Genomic DNA, 16,598 nt, shown 5'->3' with positions numbered 1-16,598 from the left:
CTCAAACATAGCCGCACAAGATTCGTAACTTCGGAACAAGGAGCGACACGTGAAAATCTGTATTTATGGCGCCGGTGCGATCGGCGCGTACATGGGTGCGCAGCTTGCGTCTGCTGGCGCCGATGTGAGTTTCGTGGCGCGTGGCCCCCATCTGGCCGCCATGGAAGCAAACGGCGTACGCCTGCAGATCGACGGCGGCGAACGCGTCGTCAAGGTGCGTTGTGCGTCGGATCCGCGTGAGCTCGGCCCGCAGGATTATGTGATCGTTGCGCTGAAAGCGCATTCCGTGCCGGGCGTGGTTGACCTGATGCGGCCTTTACTGGGACCTGACACGGCGATTGTCACGGCAGTCAACGGCATTCCCTATTGGTACTTCTACAAGCATGGCGGCGAATTCGCCGGCACCAGGCTCGCAAGCGTCGACCCGGCCGGCAAGCAGTGGGATGTGCTTGGACCGGAACGTGCGATCGGCTGCGTGGTGTACCCCGCAGCCGAAGTTGTTGAACCCGGCGTGATTCGCCACGTGTACGGCAAGAAATTCCCTGTGGGCGAGCCCAGCGGCGAACGCACCGATCGAATTCTGAAACTGCACGACATCATGAATGAGGCGGGTCTGGATTCGCCAATCCGCGACAATATCCGCGACGAGATCTGGCTGAAGCTTTGGGGCAACCTTTGCTTCAATCCGATCAGCGCCTTGACCCATGCGACGCTCGACGTCATTACGAGCACCCCCGCGACACGAGCCGTGTCCAAGGCCATGATGCTGGAAGCCAAGTCGATCGCCGATCGCTTCGGCGTGCATTTCCGTGTCGACGTTGAAAGGCGTATCGATGGCGCGGGTGCGGTCGGCGCTCACAAGACGTCCATGTTGCAGGACCTCGAAGCTAACCGCCCGATGGAGATCGACCCGCTGCTTACTGTCGTCCAGGAAATGGGCCGGCTCATTGGAAAGGCTACGCCGACGATCGATACGGTGCTGGCGCTGATCAAGCTCCGCGAACGGATTGCGCAGCAGCCGCCGCTGCCCGTTTCGGGGTCGACGCACGAAGTTTCCAGCGTTTCCTGAGTGCAAGAGGGGAGCCGCTCTCCTCTTGACCTTGCCCAGTGCCCGGTGGTCGCCGCGTCTGCCGTCACATAGCGGGCGGCGTCGAAGAGTTTCAGTTGGACCGCCTCTTCGAGTTCGCGCGCGCAGCGGCTGACGGCTGACGGCGGACTGCGTCAAATCGAATTCGCGCGCCGCGCGCATAAAGTCCCGATGGCGCGCGGCGGCAACGAAAACCTTCAGCTGGTGTAACGTGACGTTCATGACGCCGCTGGATGGAGGCTATTCACTCATCTGCGCCAGCCAATGAACTCAGTGGCGAAGCGTCGATTTTGTTGTTGCGCCGCCCGTCGCGGACAGCACCGGCGCCAGCGGGACGAGCAGCGAAGCGGTACCTTTAGCGGTGCACAGCGTGCCTGCATTTGGAGCAGCATACTTGCCGCCGAAGGTGTCCGCGCAGATTGCGGGGAAAATCGATAAGACCTCGTCCCAGAACAGAAAAATCAGCGCCGCGAACGTCATGAACGCATAGGGGATGGTGCCGTATTGCATGAGCCCGAGCAATGCAAGTCCTTCGCCGATGAAGATCAGGACATCGTGTTTTCACGGCGGATCTTGTCCGAAAGGAACCCGCAAAGCGGCCGGATAAGGCCATTGCAGATGTTGTTGATCACAGCGTCGCCGTCCGCAACGGCAACGTCATGCCGAACATGCGTCATCGGCATTTTTGTGAGCCTCAGTCTTGCTTGCGCGAGGGCAACCGACGGGATCGCTCATGAAACGAGACGGCCGGACCGTGGCTCACGACACTCTGGAAGACATGCGCATCCTTGGCAGTTCAACGCATGGTTGAGGGAGAACAGCCGGACGATGTTGCAGCCTGGTTTGGAATGCATCGATCCTGGGCATACAAGATCCGGGCTCAGGCACGCGGTCGCGGCCGGGGCCTGCGTATGCTGCTCACGACCAAAGGCACGGGCCGCCCTCGAAAGCTTACGCAGGCACAGGAACGGCAGGTGCTGCGCTGGGTCAATGGCAAGAATCCAATGCAGTATGGATTTGACTTCGGCCCGTGGATGCGCAATGTGGTACGCGAGCTCGTGCAGCGGCAGTTCGATGTGACATTGAGCCTGGCGTCGATCGGCGCCAGGCTCGTGCGCTTGAACCTGCCGCCACAAAGCCGTTGCAGCGCGCTTACCAGCGAGATCCGGAAGCGATCGAGCGCTGCAGCACGACACCCGGCTAAAACTGCCTCCTGGCTTCCAATGTGCGCACCGCCCACGGCCCTCTGCCACAGAGCCGTGCCAGGGTCGGTGCTGAATTACTAATTAAAGTTTGTTACCATGAGGATCGTACTCGCTTATACATCGTCATGACGATGAGAAACGCGACACTCCGCCAGCTGAAGGTGTTTGAGACGGTGGCCCGACACCTGAGCTTTTCACGTGCTGCGGAGGAACTTCATTTGACCCAGCCCGCCGTCTCCATTCAGGTCCGGCAGCTCGAAGAACATGCGGGCCTGCCGCTCTTCGAACAGCTTGGCAAGAAGATTTACCTGACGGCCGCAGGCACTGAAATGCTTCACTACAGCCGCGCGATCATCCAGCAGTTTCACGAAGCGGGCGAGGCGATGAGCCAGCTGAAGGGCGTGTCAGGCGGCAAGCTGAACGTCGCCGTCATCAGCGCAGGCGACTATTTCTTCCCGCGCCTGCTCGCCGAATTCGCGCACCGTTACCCGGGCGTCGTGCTCAATCTGGCGGTGCACAACCGGGAGGAGTTGCTGCATCAGCTTGCGACCAACCAGACCGATCTCGCGGTAATGGTTCGTCCGCCGCGCGATACGGATGCTGTCTGCGAGCCAATTGCGCCGCATCCCTATGTGATTGTCGCGGCGCCAACCCATCCGCTTGCGAACAGGCGGCTCATCATGATGAGCGAGTTGGAAGACGAAGCGTTCGTGGTGCGCGAGCGCGGGTCCGACACCTGGAACTCGATGGAGGAACTATTCGGCGGGCGGCTCACCAATCTCAAGATCGCAATGGAGATCAAGAGCACCGAGACGATCAAGCAGGCGGTCATCGCCGGCTTGGGGATCGCATTCCTGTCTGCGCATACGATCAGCCTCGAACTGCAGGTGGGCAACCTCGTCGTGCTCGATGTCGAGGACTTTCCGGTAATGCTCAATTGGTACGTCGTGCATCGCAAGAACAAGCGCTTGCCGCCTGTTGCTGTGGCCTTCAGGCGCTTCCTGATGGAAGAGGGCGCGCAGCTTATCGAAGAGATCACGCGCGTGAAGGAACTGAGCGTACACAGGCACTAGCCAATGACGCATCGCGCGGTATCTCCGAGCGTGCCGAATTCGGCCGCGCAAACGCCATGCGCCGCAGGTGCGGTAGGCGCCCGTGCGCACGGTGGCGTGACTGCTATCCCGAAGCGCCAAAGGTTGGACGAAGTCGCCGCCGTTCGACGCGTGGGATGGATCGTCGCGCAATGCGAAGCGCTTGAACCGGCTGCGTCGTCGCACTGAACCGCAGCGGCCATTTGAGCCGGAACAGACTTCGTCTGGCACCGAGCAAGCTTTCGCAGGCGCCGTGGCCGCACTGACCCACCATGGGTTGCGACAGATCGATACCTGTATGATCGTCGGCATCCCGCGCGACGATCGGATCAGGAAGGACCGAGTCGCGGTGCGCCTCGCCCCGCAGGGCGGGACGGTCGCCGCGGCGTCGCCCGACTGTAGTTTGGCGCACGAGGGGGAGGAGATCGAGGCCGCCGTCGACGGCATCTGCATTGCGAATTCCCCCGAAGAGGAGGTCGCGGCCCCGAAAGATGTCGAGCCGAATGGCTTCGGCACTCAGATTACGGGAGGTTTTGCTGATTTGTACAGGCAGGAAATATGTCGCAGTCCAGTCCCTTACAGCGGTCCAGGCGGTCGCCTTTTGCTAGCTATGCAGCTGCAGTTCTGTCGATTGGTGCGGCGCTCATCGCCGCGCTGCTACTAGAAACGCACCTGCAAAATAGTCCGTTCGTATCGCTGTCTCTTTGTGCGATCATGTTTAGTGCCTGGCTCGGTGGCCTCGGCCCGGGTTTGCTCGCGACCGCACTGTCCATTGCGGGTTTCACTTATTATTTTGCCGCGCCGGTCTATTCGTTCGCGGTTGCGCCAACGGACTTGCCCCGCATTGCCCTGCTTGCGGTAACCGCCCTGTTTGTAGTGTGGCTGAACGTCGCGCGAAGAGGTGCGCAAGGCGCGTTGCGGCGCAGTGAGGCCTATCTGGCTGAAGCTCAACGGCTAAGTCATACGGGGAGCTTTGGCTGGAAGATAGCCAGCGGCGACATGGTCTGGTCGAAAGAGACATATCGGATATTTGGAGTGGGCGAAACGGTCGAGCCGACGATCGACCGCGTTCTCCAACGTGTTCACCCGGATGACCAGCAACTTGTACAACATGAAATAGATCATGCGGCGCAAGGCGGACAGGACTACGACTACGAACACCGTCTTCTGATGCCGGATGGAGCGTTCAAACACCTGCATGTCCGGGCCCATCGCGTGAAATACCAATCGGGCGAGGAGGAAATCGTTGGTGCCCTGATGGACGTCACGGCAACCCGGGAAGCGCAGCAGGCGTTGCACATGGCACAGGCGGAACTTGCCCGCGTGACGCGCTTAACGGCACTCGGACAGATGAGTGCCTCGATTGCTCATGAAGTGAACCAGCCCCTCGCTGCCATCGCCACTACCGCCGCGGCTGGCTTGCGCTGGCTGACCCGCGAAGTTCCGGAAGTAGACGAGGCGCGAGCCTGCGTGAGTCACATAGTCGAAGAAGCCAATCGGGCGGCCAACGTGATCCGGAGCGTTCGCGATCTTGCCAGGAGGGCCGATCCGGAAGTGGTCCCACTCGACATCAATGCGGTGATCGATGAGACGATCGCTCTCGTCAAGCAGGAGGCGCTCAACCATCGGGTGACCGTGCGGGTGCAGCTTGCGCCGGAATTGCCCCTGGTGCGTGGCGACCGGATCCAGCTGCAGCAGGTGATCATCAATCTTGCAATCAACGGGGTCCAGGCCATGGCGACAGTCAACGATCGCGCGCGTGTGCTCACCATCCGAACCGAACAGCGCGAATCCGATCGGGTGCTCGTGGCCGTACAGGACGTCGGCACCGGCACGGAGCCCGGAGATCCGGACCGGCTTTTCAGCGCGTTTTACACCACGAAGCCCGATGGCATGGGAATGGGACTCTCCATCTGTCGTTCGATCATCGACGCTCACGGAGGGCGGGTGTGGGCGTCCCGCAATACCGGCTCGGGAATGACATTTCAATTCACCGTTTCCGCGTGTCGGTAGCGTTGCGGGGTACAGAGGGCGGCCTGTCCCGCAAGAGCGGCCGATCGCAAATCGATTGCGATGGACCGTTCCTGGCCGGAACCCCGCCGGAGGATGATCGACTCGCGCGACTCTGACGTCGTCGCAGGCGGCCCGGTTTGAACATCTTCGTGCATCTGAGATGCATGCGTGGCCCGATCGGTTAGCGCTAACCCTAAGCTCGCCGGGTCAAGATACGTTATTGCTTATCGTCGTCATGAAGATCATTAACTATCGTAAATTTGTAGATGGTCCTATTCTTTAATCGTCCCCTCACGTCGCGCCTCGCTCGCCGCGCTCGAGCTGCCGGCAGCGTGACCGGGGCGAAGTCGAAGGAGAGGGTCATGAACACCGCCGAGAAGTCCCTGCATTACGTGGTCGAAAAGTGGCTTGCACCCGCTCCGTTCGTGCGGATCCGTGTGGTTCAGCTTGGTCGTATGCGAGATGACCGGAGGCGCTACGTGCATGTCGAGGCGTGGGCTCCGAGCGGCTCGCGTGCCATCTTTTTCTTTCGGCACGATGACGGCTGCTGGTGCGTGTTTCCTCCCAGCATCGCGCAACCATCGATGACCGGTTATCGGTTGACGAGACGTATCTGAGTGCGTCACGAACGCAGACGGAAGTCTGCGATGCTGTACCGAAGATGGGAGTCGGCCTCCCGACATCCGCTTGCAGGAGGAGATTTTCAAACCGCCCATTGGGGCTGCGCCCGAAAGACTCGGTCGTGAGCGACTGTGGAAAAAGGCGTCGATAAGATGTCAGGTACGTGTTGAGAAGTTGAGCGAAAGCAAATCGTCCGATGGCGCATCGTTAGTTTCTGAAGTGCTGTCAAAACCGGGGGCGTCAGGTACCTCCGGCATCAGTCGGGACACAGCTGCTTACGGGCCCGTCGGCAGTCGGTGTATAGGTGGCACGAGCTCAATACAGGCTTCGGTAGGGAACGTGAGAACCTTGCTTCGGATGTGAAGGGGAATGGTCGCCGGGTTCGCGCGCCGGCATGCGCGCGGGGGTCGAGCCGAGGCACCGGTTCAGGTCCGACAGGGCCCGGCAGAGGGATCTGCGGGCTGGCATGCCGCTCAAGGGCAGTTCGAGCCGGTCCAGCAACGCCACCAAATTTCCGCCTACCGCGTTTCGCTGAGTTGGATGTTCAATCGCCTGCTTCTGCATGGAACCGTTCACACTGCGCCAACGACGAGCACCGGCGCCGACGTGCTGATCCGTCGTCGAGACCTGGCGACATCTGTCGCCTCCCCGCGCCTCCGGCGCGATCCGATGTTGCGGCCGGAGGCAATGACGCCCTGATCCTCTCCAGGTGAAACACGACATGGTCGCCAATCCGAATAAACCATTCAGGGACGTCGGTGACTGCCGACCGGTCAGGGAATTCTGACGTTGCTTTCCGGCTGTGACGTCATTTCCTGTCATTCGTCCCCCAGCATGGTCTGACGGCAATCGGGCGATCCCCGGACCGGCAGGCATATTCAGCCGGCACGGCGTCATCGACAGCCGCGTCGGCTTGCAGCAGTAGTCAATGAAAGTTCTTCGCGCGTCCTGATTTCGCGGAGGCCGTGAATGAAAACCCGCCCTGCGTCTTCAGTGGCAGCACAGTTTGGCTCGCACGCGTGGTTCACCCAGCGTGCGCTGTTGCCGCCACGACTCTGTCGATGACGCGGCCGTCTTCCAGCCAGAAGAAAAGACGTGTGTACCTCAACATCCGCGCGCCTGTGCTGCGCGGTCGCCTTGCGCCATGAACGGTTTCGCCCTTGTATTCGAGGATCCGTTCACCGGTTTTCAGCGTGCGCAGCGCCAACACTCCCTTTCCATGCACCGGCGACTGCCGGACAACCACACGCCGTGTAGTCGTTTCTCCTGTTCCTGCAGATGGATTATAAGAACGAAACAATCCCGGTTACGCACGTCGGAGCGCCGCGCCATCGAACTTGCGGCGCTGCGATCGTCAGTCGACCGTCCATCCGGGAATTTCCAGATTACGAATGCACCCGATGGTCGGCGAGCGCTGCAGGATGAGATCAGGGGCGCCCCGCACCACCGCTCGGGGAGCGCCCATGGGTCCTCACTGGCATGCAGTGAGGCCACCTGCCCGATGAATTTGCCAGGGGCCGCTGCCAGATTGAATGCATAGCTGACGTGACAGACCATCCGGTCCTTCTTTCATCATTGCTTCCGGGAGGTACGCTATGACGCCACTGCGTCAACGGATGTTACACGACATGCAGATCCGTAATCTCGCGGAAAATACTCAGCGGTCCTATCTTCTTCAAGGTTCAAGCTTCGCCCGGCACTTCCGTTGTTCGCCCGAGTTACGGGGGTCCCGAGGAGATACGGGCCTAGTACCGCGCCATTCTGATGACCGCATATGCCGCCTGTCTTCGAATTTCAGAAGTGGCGCACCTGAAGACCACCGATATCGACAGCCAGCGCATGGTCATCCGCGTGAACCAGGGGAAGAACCGTAGGGGTCGCTTCGTCATGCTCTCAACACGGCTGCTCGAGATCCTGCGAACGTACTGGCTCAATGCTCACCTCGCGACTGGCTTTTTCCCGGCGAGATCCCCGGACACCCGCTTTCCACTGCCGCGATCTGGCAGCCATGCAACAGGGCACGGCAGCGCACCGGCATCCAGAAGCCGATTACGCCGCATGTCCTGAGGCACGCGTTCGCCACTCATCTGCTCGAAGCCGGTACTGATGTGCGCAAGATCCAGCTGCTCATGGGCCATTAGTCCCTTGCCACCGCTTCCCGGTACTTGACGGTGGCCACGAGCACCGTGTGCTCTACCACCAGCCCCTTCGAACCTGCTTCCGCATCCCGCACCCATCCGTCTGCGCCGGCTGTGCCAGAGGACGTCTGAACGCAGTCATGCGGCCGGCGATCGAAGTGGCAGACATCTTCCGCCACTGCGGAACTCAGTATCGGCAAACCCATGCCGAGGGGCCCAGTCGTGCCCAGCGTCGCGTGATGAGCGCCATCGAACTGTGTCGTACCGCCGCGCTCGGCGCCCATCTCGAGCAGTGCAATACGTGCTCACATCAACGTATCACCTACTACTCGTGCCCGCATCGCGCCTGCCCGAAGTGCCAGTCGCTCGCCACTGCGCAATGGCTCGACCGTCGGCGCGCGGAACTCCTCTCATCGGTCGAGTACTTCCATGTCCGCCGCGCGTTTCACGCCGGCGCGCTGCACTTCCATGGCCAGCTTGAGCCGTTGCGTGACCCGCGAGCGTTCGCCGCCTGGCTCGCGCCCGCTGCTCACGCGGAGTGGGTCGTCTACGTGAAACCACCATTTGGTGGCGCCGAACACATGCTCGACTACCTGGGCCGCTACACCATCGCGTCGCCATCTCCAATAACCGGCTGCTTGCCTTCGACGAGCACACCGTGCAGTTCCGCTGGAAAGACTACCGGCAGGAGGCCAGACAAAGGACTATGACGCTCACGGCCGATGAGTTCATTCGCCGCTTCCTGCTGCATGTGCTGCCCGAGGGCGTCAAGCGCATCCGCAGCTACGGATGGACGGCCAACTGCCACCGGTCTGACAGGCTCGCTACCTGTCGGCAACTGCTCGGCGTCGAGGCTCCCGCCGCTGCGTCAGCCAAGCGCAAAGAAGACTACCGTCACCGCTACTGTCGTCGCCCCTGGTTCTGACACGTGGCTGAATCCGTGCCTGGCCCCTGCCATGTTCTTCCAGCGCGAGCCGCAGTTCCTCAATCGCGTCGCGCATCGTGATGAGGCGGCGCACATCGTCGTCGGCAATGAAGTACATGATGTGTGCTTCTGATGGGGGCGGTTGTAAAGGAGCGCGCGCTTCAGTAGCGCTCGAAGACAGCTTGCAACGCTTGCAAGTCGTAAGTTTGTGTCAGTGCGAGCGTCAGAAGGATGCGGGCTTTTGAGGGAATCTGATCCTCGACGGTGAGCCAGCCATAGGTGTCGTCGGGTTGCGCGCCGTTACGCAACACGATTCCGCTGCCAGTGCGCGATGCGCGAACGACATGAACGCCTCGCCGGGCAGCATCGCGCAGCGGCTCAATGAGATGCGCTGCGACGTTGCCGTTGCCGGTGCCCGCATAGACCAACCCTTGCGCACGGGCGGTGATCGCGCTCACTACCTCCGCTTCAAGCGCGCCGTAGGCGTAGACGATGTCGACCTGGGGCAATGGCCCGAGCGTCTCGATCGACCACGGTGTCGCGAGCGTATGGGCACGCGATGGATGACGGTAGTAGCGTGGCTGACCTTCGATCACGCAACCTAGCGGGCCGTACGGTGAGCGGAACGCCTCGATCTTGAAGCTGTTGCTCTTCGCAACGTCTCGCGCGGTGTGGATTTCGTCGTTGGCGAACACGAGTGTGCCGAGGCCAACCGACGATGGGTGCGCAGCGACCGCGATTGCATCGTAGAGGTTCAGCGCCGCGTCGGAACTCATCGCCGACGGCGGACGCATCGAGCCAACCACCACCACGGGCTTGGCGCTCTTGAGCGTGAGATGAAGGAAGTACGCGGTCTCCTCGATCGTGTCGGTTCCATGCGCGATCACAGCGCCATCGACGTCGTCTTGCGCGAGCAGTGTGGACACGCGCTTACCGATCGTGAGCAGATGCTCGTTACTGAAATTCTCGGAGCCGTTTTGCAGCAACTGCTCCGTGCGCAGATTCGCCAGCGCGCAGGCATGGGGAATCGTGCTGAGAATTTCATCGATGCCACGCACCGAACACTCGTATGCGGATATGTTGTTGGCGGCCTTGCCCTGACCGGCAATCGTGCCGCCTGTGCCGATAACGATGATGTTGGCCTTTTCTGTCATGCGATGTCGATGATGTTGGGAAAGTGAGCACGTCACGAAGCGTATCGCCGCGCGGGTTCAATGCGAAAGAGCAAATATGCTCCGCAGTTCCTCGCCGTTGCTGCTTGCCAGCCACTGTGCCAGCAGTGCAGCTGAACCCATGGCAAGCGTGAAGCCGAGCGCGCCATGGCCTACGTTGAGCCACAGATTGCCGTAGGGTGTCGGTCCGACGATCGGTGTGCCACGCGGCGTCGCGGGGCGCAACCCGATCCATTCACTACCCGTACAGGATCTGACGATGTCGGGATACATTGCAGCCGCCTCTGCTTTCAGCGTCGCAAGGCGTGTGGGATCGGGTTCGAGCGAATAACCGTCGATATCGGCGATGCCCGCGATTCGCAGCCGCTTGCCGAGCCGCGCATACACTACCTTGCGGCTGAAGTCGGTGATGCTTATGTGTGGCGCAGCCGTTTGCGGTTGCAGGTCGAACGTCAGGCTGTAGCCTTTGAGCGGATAGACCGGCACACGGATGCCGACAGACCTCAGTAACCGGGCCGCAGCCGCGCCTGAGGCGACGACGACATGATCGGATGAGAGCGGCGCACCGCCGCTCCAGGCTTCGACACGGCCGCCCGATTCAGGCCTCAGACAATCGATCGATGTGTTCATCAGGAACTGCACGCCGCGAGCGCGCAGTAACGCTTCGAGGCTCTTGCAGAACCGTTGGCAATCGGCCGTGTCCTCGCTTGGCGTATGAATGCCGCCCGCGAGAGAAGGCCGCAGGTGCGCGAGCGTCGGTTCGAGTTCGACGCTCGCGTCGGCGCTCAAGGCCTGCTGTTCGCAGCCGAGCGTACGCTGGAATTCAAGCAGTTTGACCGCGCTCTGCATCGCACCCGCGTCACGATGCAGCACGAGCTTTCCGGAGCGGACGAAATCGAAGTCGAGTGAGGGTTCGGCGGCGATCAGTTCGTGAAGCAGTGCCCGGCTCAGGAACGACAGAGACAGCAGCTTGCGCGTCGTGAGTTCGCTCTGTTCGCGCGTGCATGCCGACAGAAACTGAAAGCACCAGCGCCACTGTTCGGTGCTCAGTTTCGGGCGAAAGCGCACCGGCGAGTCGCCGCGCGTGAGCCAGCGCGGCAGCTTCGAGACCACACCAGGGCCGGCCAGCGGCGCAACGTAGCTGTACGACAACTGGCCGCCGTTGCCGGAGCTGGTCTCGCTCGCCACCTCCGCATGCCGGTCCGCGATCGTGACTTCGTGGCCGGCCCGGCTCAGGTAATACGCGCTCGACAGACCAATGACGCCTGCACCGAGGATCAATATCCGCATACTGCCGTACCCGCTTTTCGTCGTGTGTTTGCATGGAGGCCGTTTGCCGCAGACGCGTCATCAGCCCGTCGATCGGACTGTACGGGGCCGCCGACGTGCCGGATTGCATCGATCTGCCGGAAAGTAGAAGAATCGCGACAGGCACGTGCGAAACATGACGGTCGGCGTTGAGGGTCGGCGTTGAGCCAACCCGATGGATCATGCTGCGGCAGCGCCTCGCGATGTGCGCAGCTTGCCGGGTGTCACGCCGTACGCCTCGCGAAACACGCGGATGAAATGCGCGGCGTCCGCGAATCCGCATTCGTAGGCGATGTCGGTGATCTTGCGGGTTGTATTGACGAGCATCCAGCGCGCGTAGCGCAGGCGCGTGCGCCGGTAGAATTCGTTCGGTGATGCGTTCATCTCGGCCATGAACGCGCGCTCGAGATTGCGCACGCTGGTGCCGATCATCTTTGCGATGACGGTGATATTTAGCGGCGCTTCGAGGTTTTCTTCCATCAGCAGCACCGCGTGGCGCACGGTTGCATCTTCGACCGACAGGTAACCGAGCGCCGCGCGCCGCTCGACGAACGACGACCCGCCCTGGCGGCTTACCGTCATCTGATGAATCACTTTCGATGCACGGTCGGGCCCACAGTGCAGGCTGATCAGGCGCGCGGCCATTTCCACCACGGAAATGCCGCCCGCGCAGGTGATGCGGGCGCCGTCCATGAGGTAATCAGCATGCGTCATTACGCGCAGCGCGGGAAACATACCCCGGTAATCGTCGAGGTGGAAGCTGTGCACGCAGGCAACGTGGTCTTCCATCAGACCCGCGCGCGCCAGCACGAAACTACCGGTGCACACGCCGACGAGCGGAATGCCCGCGTCGGCAGCCTGTTTCAGGTAGTCCCAGTAGCGCCGGTCGACCTGATCGAGATGCGGCAGCAGGCCGCCGATCACGATGAGATAGTCGAATTGCGCGACCTCTGGAAACGTGGACTGCGCCTTTACCACAATGCCGCAGCTCGCTTCGATCAATTCGCCCTGTGTGCCGACAATCGTCCAGAGACAGCGCAGCTGGCGGCTCTGATCGCCACGATCGGCTGCGTGACGCAGCGCATCACACAGGCCGCCCAGCGACAGCATCGGAAAGCGCGGCCACAACAGGATGCCGACACTCAGTTCCGCGCCCGAACGGCTCGCCCGAGCCTCAAGGCTACGCGGCAATGCATCCAGTTGTTCGACCAGATCGTGAGCAGTATCGGTCACTCGGGTGGGATCGGCGGCAGTCGGCATGCGCAAACTCGTGGGCGGATAGCATGGATTATACGGTGGCGCATTGCGAATCGCTGCCCTGCGGCCTTGCCGCAATTCTTCTATTTTCCGGCAGATCGATGCAATCCCAACGTATTGTGGCTGCATAAATTCAACCCGCTAACGACCGGCGCCGCATTGTGAGACACAAACGATCCGGCGATGGCAGGAACACTGCCGGCATTTCAGCGGCAGACGGCCGAGTGTTTCCGATCGGTGGACGGCCATGGCTGTCCACCCCCGGCCAACCACAACTCTTTTTTTGGGGTGAAAGCATGAGCAAAAGCACAACCTTGGGTCGCGGCATGGCGACCGTCGGCATTCTGGGGACATTGGCGGCCGCTGCAGTCGGCGTCGCCCGTGCCGACGAGATGGTGAAGATCGGCGAGGCGGCGCCCGTGACGGGGCCGGCCTCATATCTCGGCAAAGACACCGAGAACGGCGCCCGCCTCGCGATTGAGGAGATCAACCAGAAGGGCCTGGTAATCGGCGGAAAGAAGGTGACGCTGGTCTTTGACGCACAGGATGATGCGGGCGACCCGCGTCAGGCCACCCAGGTGGCGCAGAAGCTGGTGGATGACAAGGTCGTCGCGGTGGTCGGCCACATGCAATCCGGCTCGACTATTCCGGCGTCGAAGATCTACAGCGACGCAGGCATCGCGCAAGTGTCACCGTCCGCGACGAATCCAGCCTATACGCAGCAGGGCTTCAAGACTGCGTATCGCGTAGTCGCCACCGATGCACAGCAAGGGCCGACGCTCGCCGACTACGCAGCGAAAACGCTGAAAGCAAAGACGGTCGCCATCGTCGACGACTCGACCGCATACGGCCAGGGCCTTGCGGTCGAATTCGAAAAGCAGGCAAAAGCCAACGGCATCACGGTCCTGTCGCACGACGCGAGCACCGACAAGGCCGTCGATTTCCGCGCGATTCTCACCAAGATCAAGGGCGAAAGGCCGGACGTGATCATGTATGGCGGCCTCGATGGCACGGGTGGCCCGTTCGCGAAACAGGCCAAGCAGCTGGGTATCGCGGTGAAAGTGCTGGCCGGAGACGGCTTGTGCGCCGACGACCTCGCGAAACTCGCCGGCGATGCAGCCGATAACGTAATCTGCTCGATCGCGGGCGCGCCCCTGCTGAAGATGGCCGAAGGTCCGGCGTTCGTCGAGCGCTACAAGAAACGCTTCGGTTACGCACCGGTTCTGAACTCACCGTTTGCGTACGACGCGGTGGGTGTCATCGTCGATGCGATGAAGCGCGCGCAATCAACCGAGCCAGCGAAAATCCTCGCCGCGATGCCTGCGACCAATCATCAGGGGGTGCTCGGCGAAACGCAGTTCGATTCGAAGGGCGATCTGCGGCACGGCGTGATTTCGTTGTACAAGTACGTCGGCGGCAAGCAGGCGCTGGTCGACGTCGTGGAGAAATAGACAGGTCCTGGCGGTAGTTGTTGTACCCGTTTCAACCTGTTTCCAGTCTTGTCGTTGCTGAGCGGCACGGGAGCGTGATCCCTGTGCCGCTTTTTTATGACGCGGCGATTTCAATGGGCATTTCGGACACGTTTGCAGCGCTTCGGCGTCACAGGAACGAAGGCTCAAGTAGATATAAGGAGAAGGAGCCATGGACACTTTTATCCAGCAGGTCCTCAACGGGCTAGTGCTTGGCAGCGTTTACGCCATCATCGCACTGGGCTACACGATGGTTTACGGCATCCTGGGCATCATCAACTTCGCGCACGGCGATGTGTTGATGGTGGGCGCGATGGTTGCGCTCTCGGCCATAGGCGTGCTGCAGAACCACTTCCCCGGCCTCGGCAATGTGCCGACGCTCATCATCGCGTTGATCATCGCGGCAGTGGTTTGCTCGCTGGTCGGCTACACGATCGAGCGCGTGGCCTACCGGCCGTTGCGTAAAGCGCCGCGCCTCGCCCCGCTGATCACCGCGATCGGCGTGTCGATCCTGCTGCAAACGCTCGCGATGATGATCTGGTCGCGCAACCCGCTGCCGTTCCCGCAGCTGTTGCCCACCGACCCGATCAACGTGATCAAGGCCACCGACACGACGCCAGGCGCCGTGATATCGATGACTGAAATCGTGATCATCGTGGTGGCGTTCCTCGTGATGGGCGGCCTGCTGCTGCTGGTTCACAAGACCAGGCTGGGCCGCGCGATGCGTGCGATCGCCGAGAATCCGGGCGTTGCCAGCCTGATGGGCGTGAATCCGAACTTCGTGATTTCGGCGACCTTCATGATCGGCTCGGCGCTGGCTGCTCTGGCCGGCGTGATGATCGCGTCCGAATACGGTAACGCTCACTTCTATATGGGCTTCATCCCAGGGTTGAAGGCCTTTACCGCGGCGGTGCTGGGCGGGATCGGCAATCTCGGCGGGGCGATGGTGGGCGGCGTGCTGCTCGGCCTGATCGAACAGTTGGGTGCGGGCTATATCGGCAACCTGACCGGTGGTGTGTTCGGCAGTAACTACCAGGACGTGTTCGCGTTCATCGTGCTGATCATCGTGCTGGTGTTCCGTCCGTCGGGCCTGCTCGGCGAACGTGTTGCGGATCGCGCTTGATCCAGGGAGAAAACAGACATGACCTCAATTCAACCGATCGAGCCGTCCACGACGCTCATCCCTGAAAAGAACCTGACGAAGACGCTGACCGTCGGCATCATTACCGCGATCTTCGTGATCGCGGCGCCGATGATCATCGGCGCGGCCGGCGGCAACTACTGGGTCCGCGTGCTCGACTTCGCGATGCTGTACGTGATGCTCGCGCTGGGCCTCAATGTGGTGGTCGGCTTCGCCGGCCTGCTGGACCTGGGCTATATCGCGTTCTACGCCATCGGCGCGTACGTCGCCGCTCTCCTGAGCTCGCCCCACCTGACCTCGCAGTTCGAGTGGATTGCGCACCTGTTCCCGAACGGGCTGCATACGCCGATCTGGATCGTCGTGCCGATCGCGATGGCGCTCGCCGCGACCTTCGGGATCCTGCTCGGTGCGCCGACCCTGCGTCTGCGTGGCGACTACCTCGCGATCGTGACCCTGGGCTTCGGGGAAATCGTGCGGATCTTCATGAACAACCTCGACCGTCCGGTGAATATCACCAATGGTCCGAAGGGGATCACGGGGATCGATCCAGTGTCGGTGGGTGGCTTCAGCCTTTCGCAGACGCATTCGCTGTTCGGAATGCAGTTCCCGTCGGTGTACTTGTACTACTACCTGTTCGTGCTGTGTTCGCTGCTGGTGATCTGGGTCTGTACGCGTTTGCAGCACTCGCGTATCGGCCGTGCATGGGCCGCGATCCGCGAAGACGAAATCGCCGCCAAGGCGATGGGCATCAACACCCGTAACGTGAAGCTGCTGGCCTTCGCGATGGGTGCGTCGTTCGGCGGCCTGTCGGGCGCGATGTTCGGCTCGTTCCAGGGCTTCGTGTCGCCGGAATCGTTCACGTTCTGGGAATCGGTCGTGGTGCTGGCGTGCGTGGTGCTGGGCGGCATGGGGCACATCCCGGGTGTGATTCTCGGTGCGGTGCTGCTTTCGGTGTTCCCGGAATTCCTGCGTTCGACGATGGGTCCGCTGCAGAACGCGATCTTCGGCCATGAAATCGTCGATACGGAAGTGATCCGTCAGTTGCTGTACGGCCTCGCGATGGTCGTGATCATGCTGTACCGCTCGGAAGGCCTGTGGCCGTCGCCGAAGCACGAAGACAAGATTGCGAAACTGGCGAAGCGCAGCGGCAAGAAGCCGGTGCGCGCCTGAG

At 61.5% G+C, this 16,598-nt stretch carries 13 protein-coding genes and 5 pseudogenes; 11 read left to right on the top strand and 7 right to left on the bottom strand.

Translation table 11 applies throughout. The annotated features are described in order from the left end of the window. Positions 1–49: 49 nt before the first annotated feature. Positions 50–1,069, top strand: coding sequence for a 2-dehydropantoate 2-reductase (locus P0D84_RS43915; RefSeq protein ID WP_408349161.1), 1,020 nt, complete (start codon positions 50–52; stop codon positions 1,067–1,069). Positions 1,070–1,149: 80 nt separating this feature from the next. Here the strand turns inward: P0D84_RS43915 and P0D84_RS43910 are convergent. Together P0D84_RS43910 and P0D84_RS43905 are read right to left on the bottom strand one after the other, a co-directional pair. Then, positions 1,150–1,309 (bottom strand): annotated as a pseudogene (locus P0D84_RS43910) (helix-turn-helix domain-containing protein); the annotation flags it as partial. A gap of 78 nt (positions 1,310–1,387) precedes the next feature. Next, positions 1,388–1,779: pseudogene (locus P0D84_RS43905) on the bottom strand (oxalate/formate MFS antiporter); the annotation flags it as partial. A gap of 41 nt (positions 1,780–1,820) precedes the next feature. Between P0D84_RS43905 and P0D84_RS43900 the strand changes: the two are divergent. From P0D84_RS43900 to P0D84_RS43880, 5 genes and pseudogenes are all read left to right on the top strand, one after another. Further along, a pseudogene (locus tag P0D84_RS43900) lies at positions 1,821–2,270 on the top strand (winged helix-turn-helix domain-containing protein); the annotation flags it as partial. Between the two features lie 147 nt (positions 2,271–2,417). Beyond that, positions 2,418–3,365, top strand: a complete 948-nt coding sequence (locus P0D84_RS43895) for a LysR family transcriptional regulator (protein WP_408349841.1) — start codon at positions 2,418–2,420, stop codon at positions 3,363–3,365. A 181-nt stretch (positions 3,366–3,546) separates the two neighbouring features. Then, positions 3,547–4,047, top strand: coding sequence for a hypothetical protein (locus P0D84_RS43890; protein ID WP_408349902.1), 501 nt, complete (start codon positions 3,547–3,549; stop codon positions 4,045–4,047). After that, complete coding sequence (locus tag P0D84_RS43885) at positions 3,942–5,396, top strand: ATP-binding protein (protein WP_408349158.1); 1,455 nt, start codon at positions 3,942–3,944, stop codon at positions 5,394–5,396. Before P0D84_RS43890 ends, P0D84_RS43885 begins: the two co-directional genes overlap by 106 nt. Positions 5,397–5,758: 362 nt before the next feature. Further along, positions 5,759–6,013 (top strand): hypothetical protein, encoded by a 255-nt coding sequence (locus tag P0D84_RS43880; RefSeq protein ID WP_408349155.1) that lies wholly within the window; start codon positions 5,759–5,761, stop codon positions 6,011–6,013. Positions 6,014–6,910: 897 nt separating this feature from the next. On the opposite strand, the gene P0D84_RS43875 is transcribed toward P0D84_RS43880, so the two are convergent. Together P0D84_RS43875 and P0D84_RS43870 are read right to left on the bottom strand one after the other, a co-directional pair. Continuing rightward, entirely contained in the window at positions 6,911–7,045 is a 135-nt protein-coding gene (locus tag P0D84_RS43875; protein ID WP_408349152.1) for an SET domain-containing protein-lysine N-methyltransferase, read from the bottom strand. Continuing rightward, complete coding sequence (locus P0D84_RS43870; RefSeq protein WP_408349149.1) at positions 7,042–7,224, bottom strand: hypothetical protein; 183 nt, start codon at positions 7,222–7,224, stop codon at positions 7,042–7,044. Before P0D84_RS43870 ends, P0D84_RS43875 begins: the two co-directional genes overlap by 4 nt. A gap of 557 nt (positions 7,225–7,781) precedes the next feature. On the opposite strand from P0D84_RS43870, the pseudogene P0D84_RS43865 reads away from it, so the two are divergent. Both P0D84_RS43865 and P0D84_RS43860 read left to right on the top strand, forming a co-directional pair. Next, positions 7,782–8,158: pseudogene (locus P0D84_RS43865) on the top strand (tyrosine-type recombinase/integrase). A gap of 137 nt (positions 8,159–8,295) precedes the next feature. Then, positions 8,296–9,065: pseudogene (locus P0D84_RS43860) on the top strand (IS91 family transposase); the annotation flags it as partial. Positions 9,066–9,241: 176 nt separating this feature from the next. On the opposite strand, the gene P0D84_RS43855 reads toward P0D84_RS43860, so the two are convergent. From P0D84_RS43855 to P0D84_RS43845, 3 genes are all read right to left on the bottom strand, one after another. After that, positions 9,242–10,234: an asparaginase gene (locus tag P0D84_RS43855; protein ID WP_408349146.1), complete on the bottom strand. Its 993-nt coding sequence runs from the start codon at positions 10,232–10,234 to the stop codon at positions 9,242–9,244. 57 nt (positions 10,235–10,291) lie between these two features. Continuing rightward, positions 10,292–11,542 (bottom strand): D-amino acid dehydrogenase, encoded by a 1,251-nt coding sequence (locus P0D84_RS43850; protein WP_408349143.1) that lies wholly within the window; start codon positions 11,540–11,542, stop codon positions 10,292–10,294. A gap of 198 nt (positions 11,543–11,740) precedes the next feature. Further along, complete coding sequence (locus P0D84_RS43845; protein WP_408349140.1) at positions 11,741–12,820, bottom strand: GlxA family transcriptional regulator; 1,080 nt, start codon at positions 12,818–12,820, stop codon at positions 11,741–11,743. 323 nt (positions 12,821–13,143) lie between these two features. Here P0D84_RS43845 and P0D84_RS43840 point away from each other — a divergent pair, with 323 nt between their 5' ends. The 3 genes from P0D84_RS43840 to P0D84_RS43830 all read left to right on the top strand — a co-directional run bounded on the left by P0D84_RS43840 (position 13,144) and on the right by P0D84_RS43830 (position 16,597). After that, positions 13,144–14,268, top strand: coding sequence for a branched-chain amino acid ABC transporter substrate-binding protein (locus P0D84_RS43840; RefSeq protein WP_408349838.1), 1,125 nt, complete (start codon positions 13,144–13,146; stop codon positions 14,266–14,268). A gap of 190 nt (positions 14,269–14,458) precedes the next feature. Beyond that, positions 14,459–15,409, top strand: coding sequence for a branched-chain amino acid ABC transporter permease (locus P0D84_RS43835; RefSeq protein ID WP_408349137.1), 951 nt, complete (start codon positions 14,459–14,461; stop codon positions 15,407–15,409). Positions 15,410–15,427: 18 nt separating this feature from the next. Beyond that, positions 15,428–16,597 (top strand): ABC transporter permease subunit, encoded by a 1,170-nt coding sequence (locus tag P0D84_RS43830; protein ID WP_408349134.1) that lies wholly within the window; start codon positions 15,428–15,430, stop codon positions 16,595–16,597. The last annotated feature ends 1 nt before the right edge of the window (position 16,598 follow it).

The sequence above is a fragment of the Paraburkholderia sp. RL17-337-BIB-A genome (assembly GCF_046025895.1).
GTDB lineage: Bacteria > Pseudomonadota > Gammaproteobacteria > Burkholderiales > Burkholderiaceae > Paraburkholderia > Paraburkholderia fungorum_C.
This window is presented reverse-complemented; position numbering and strand designations above follow the sequence as displayed.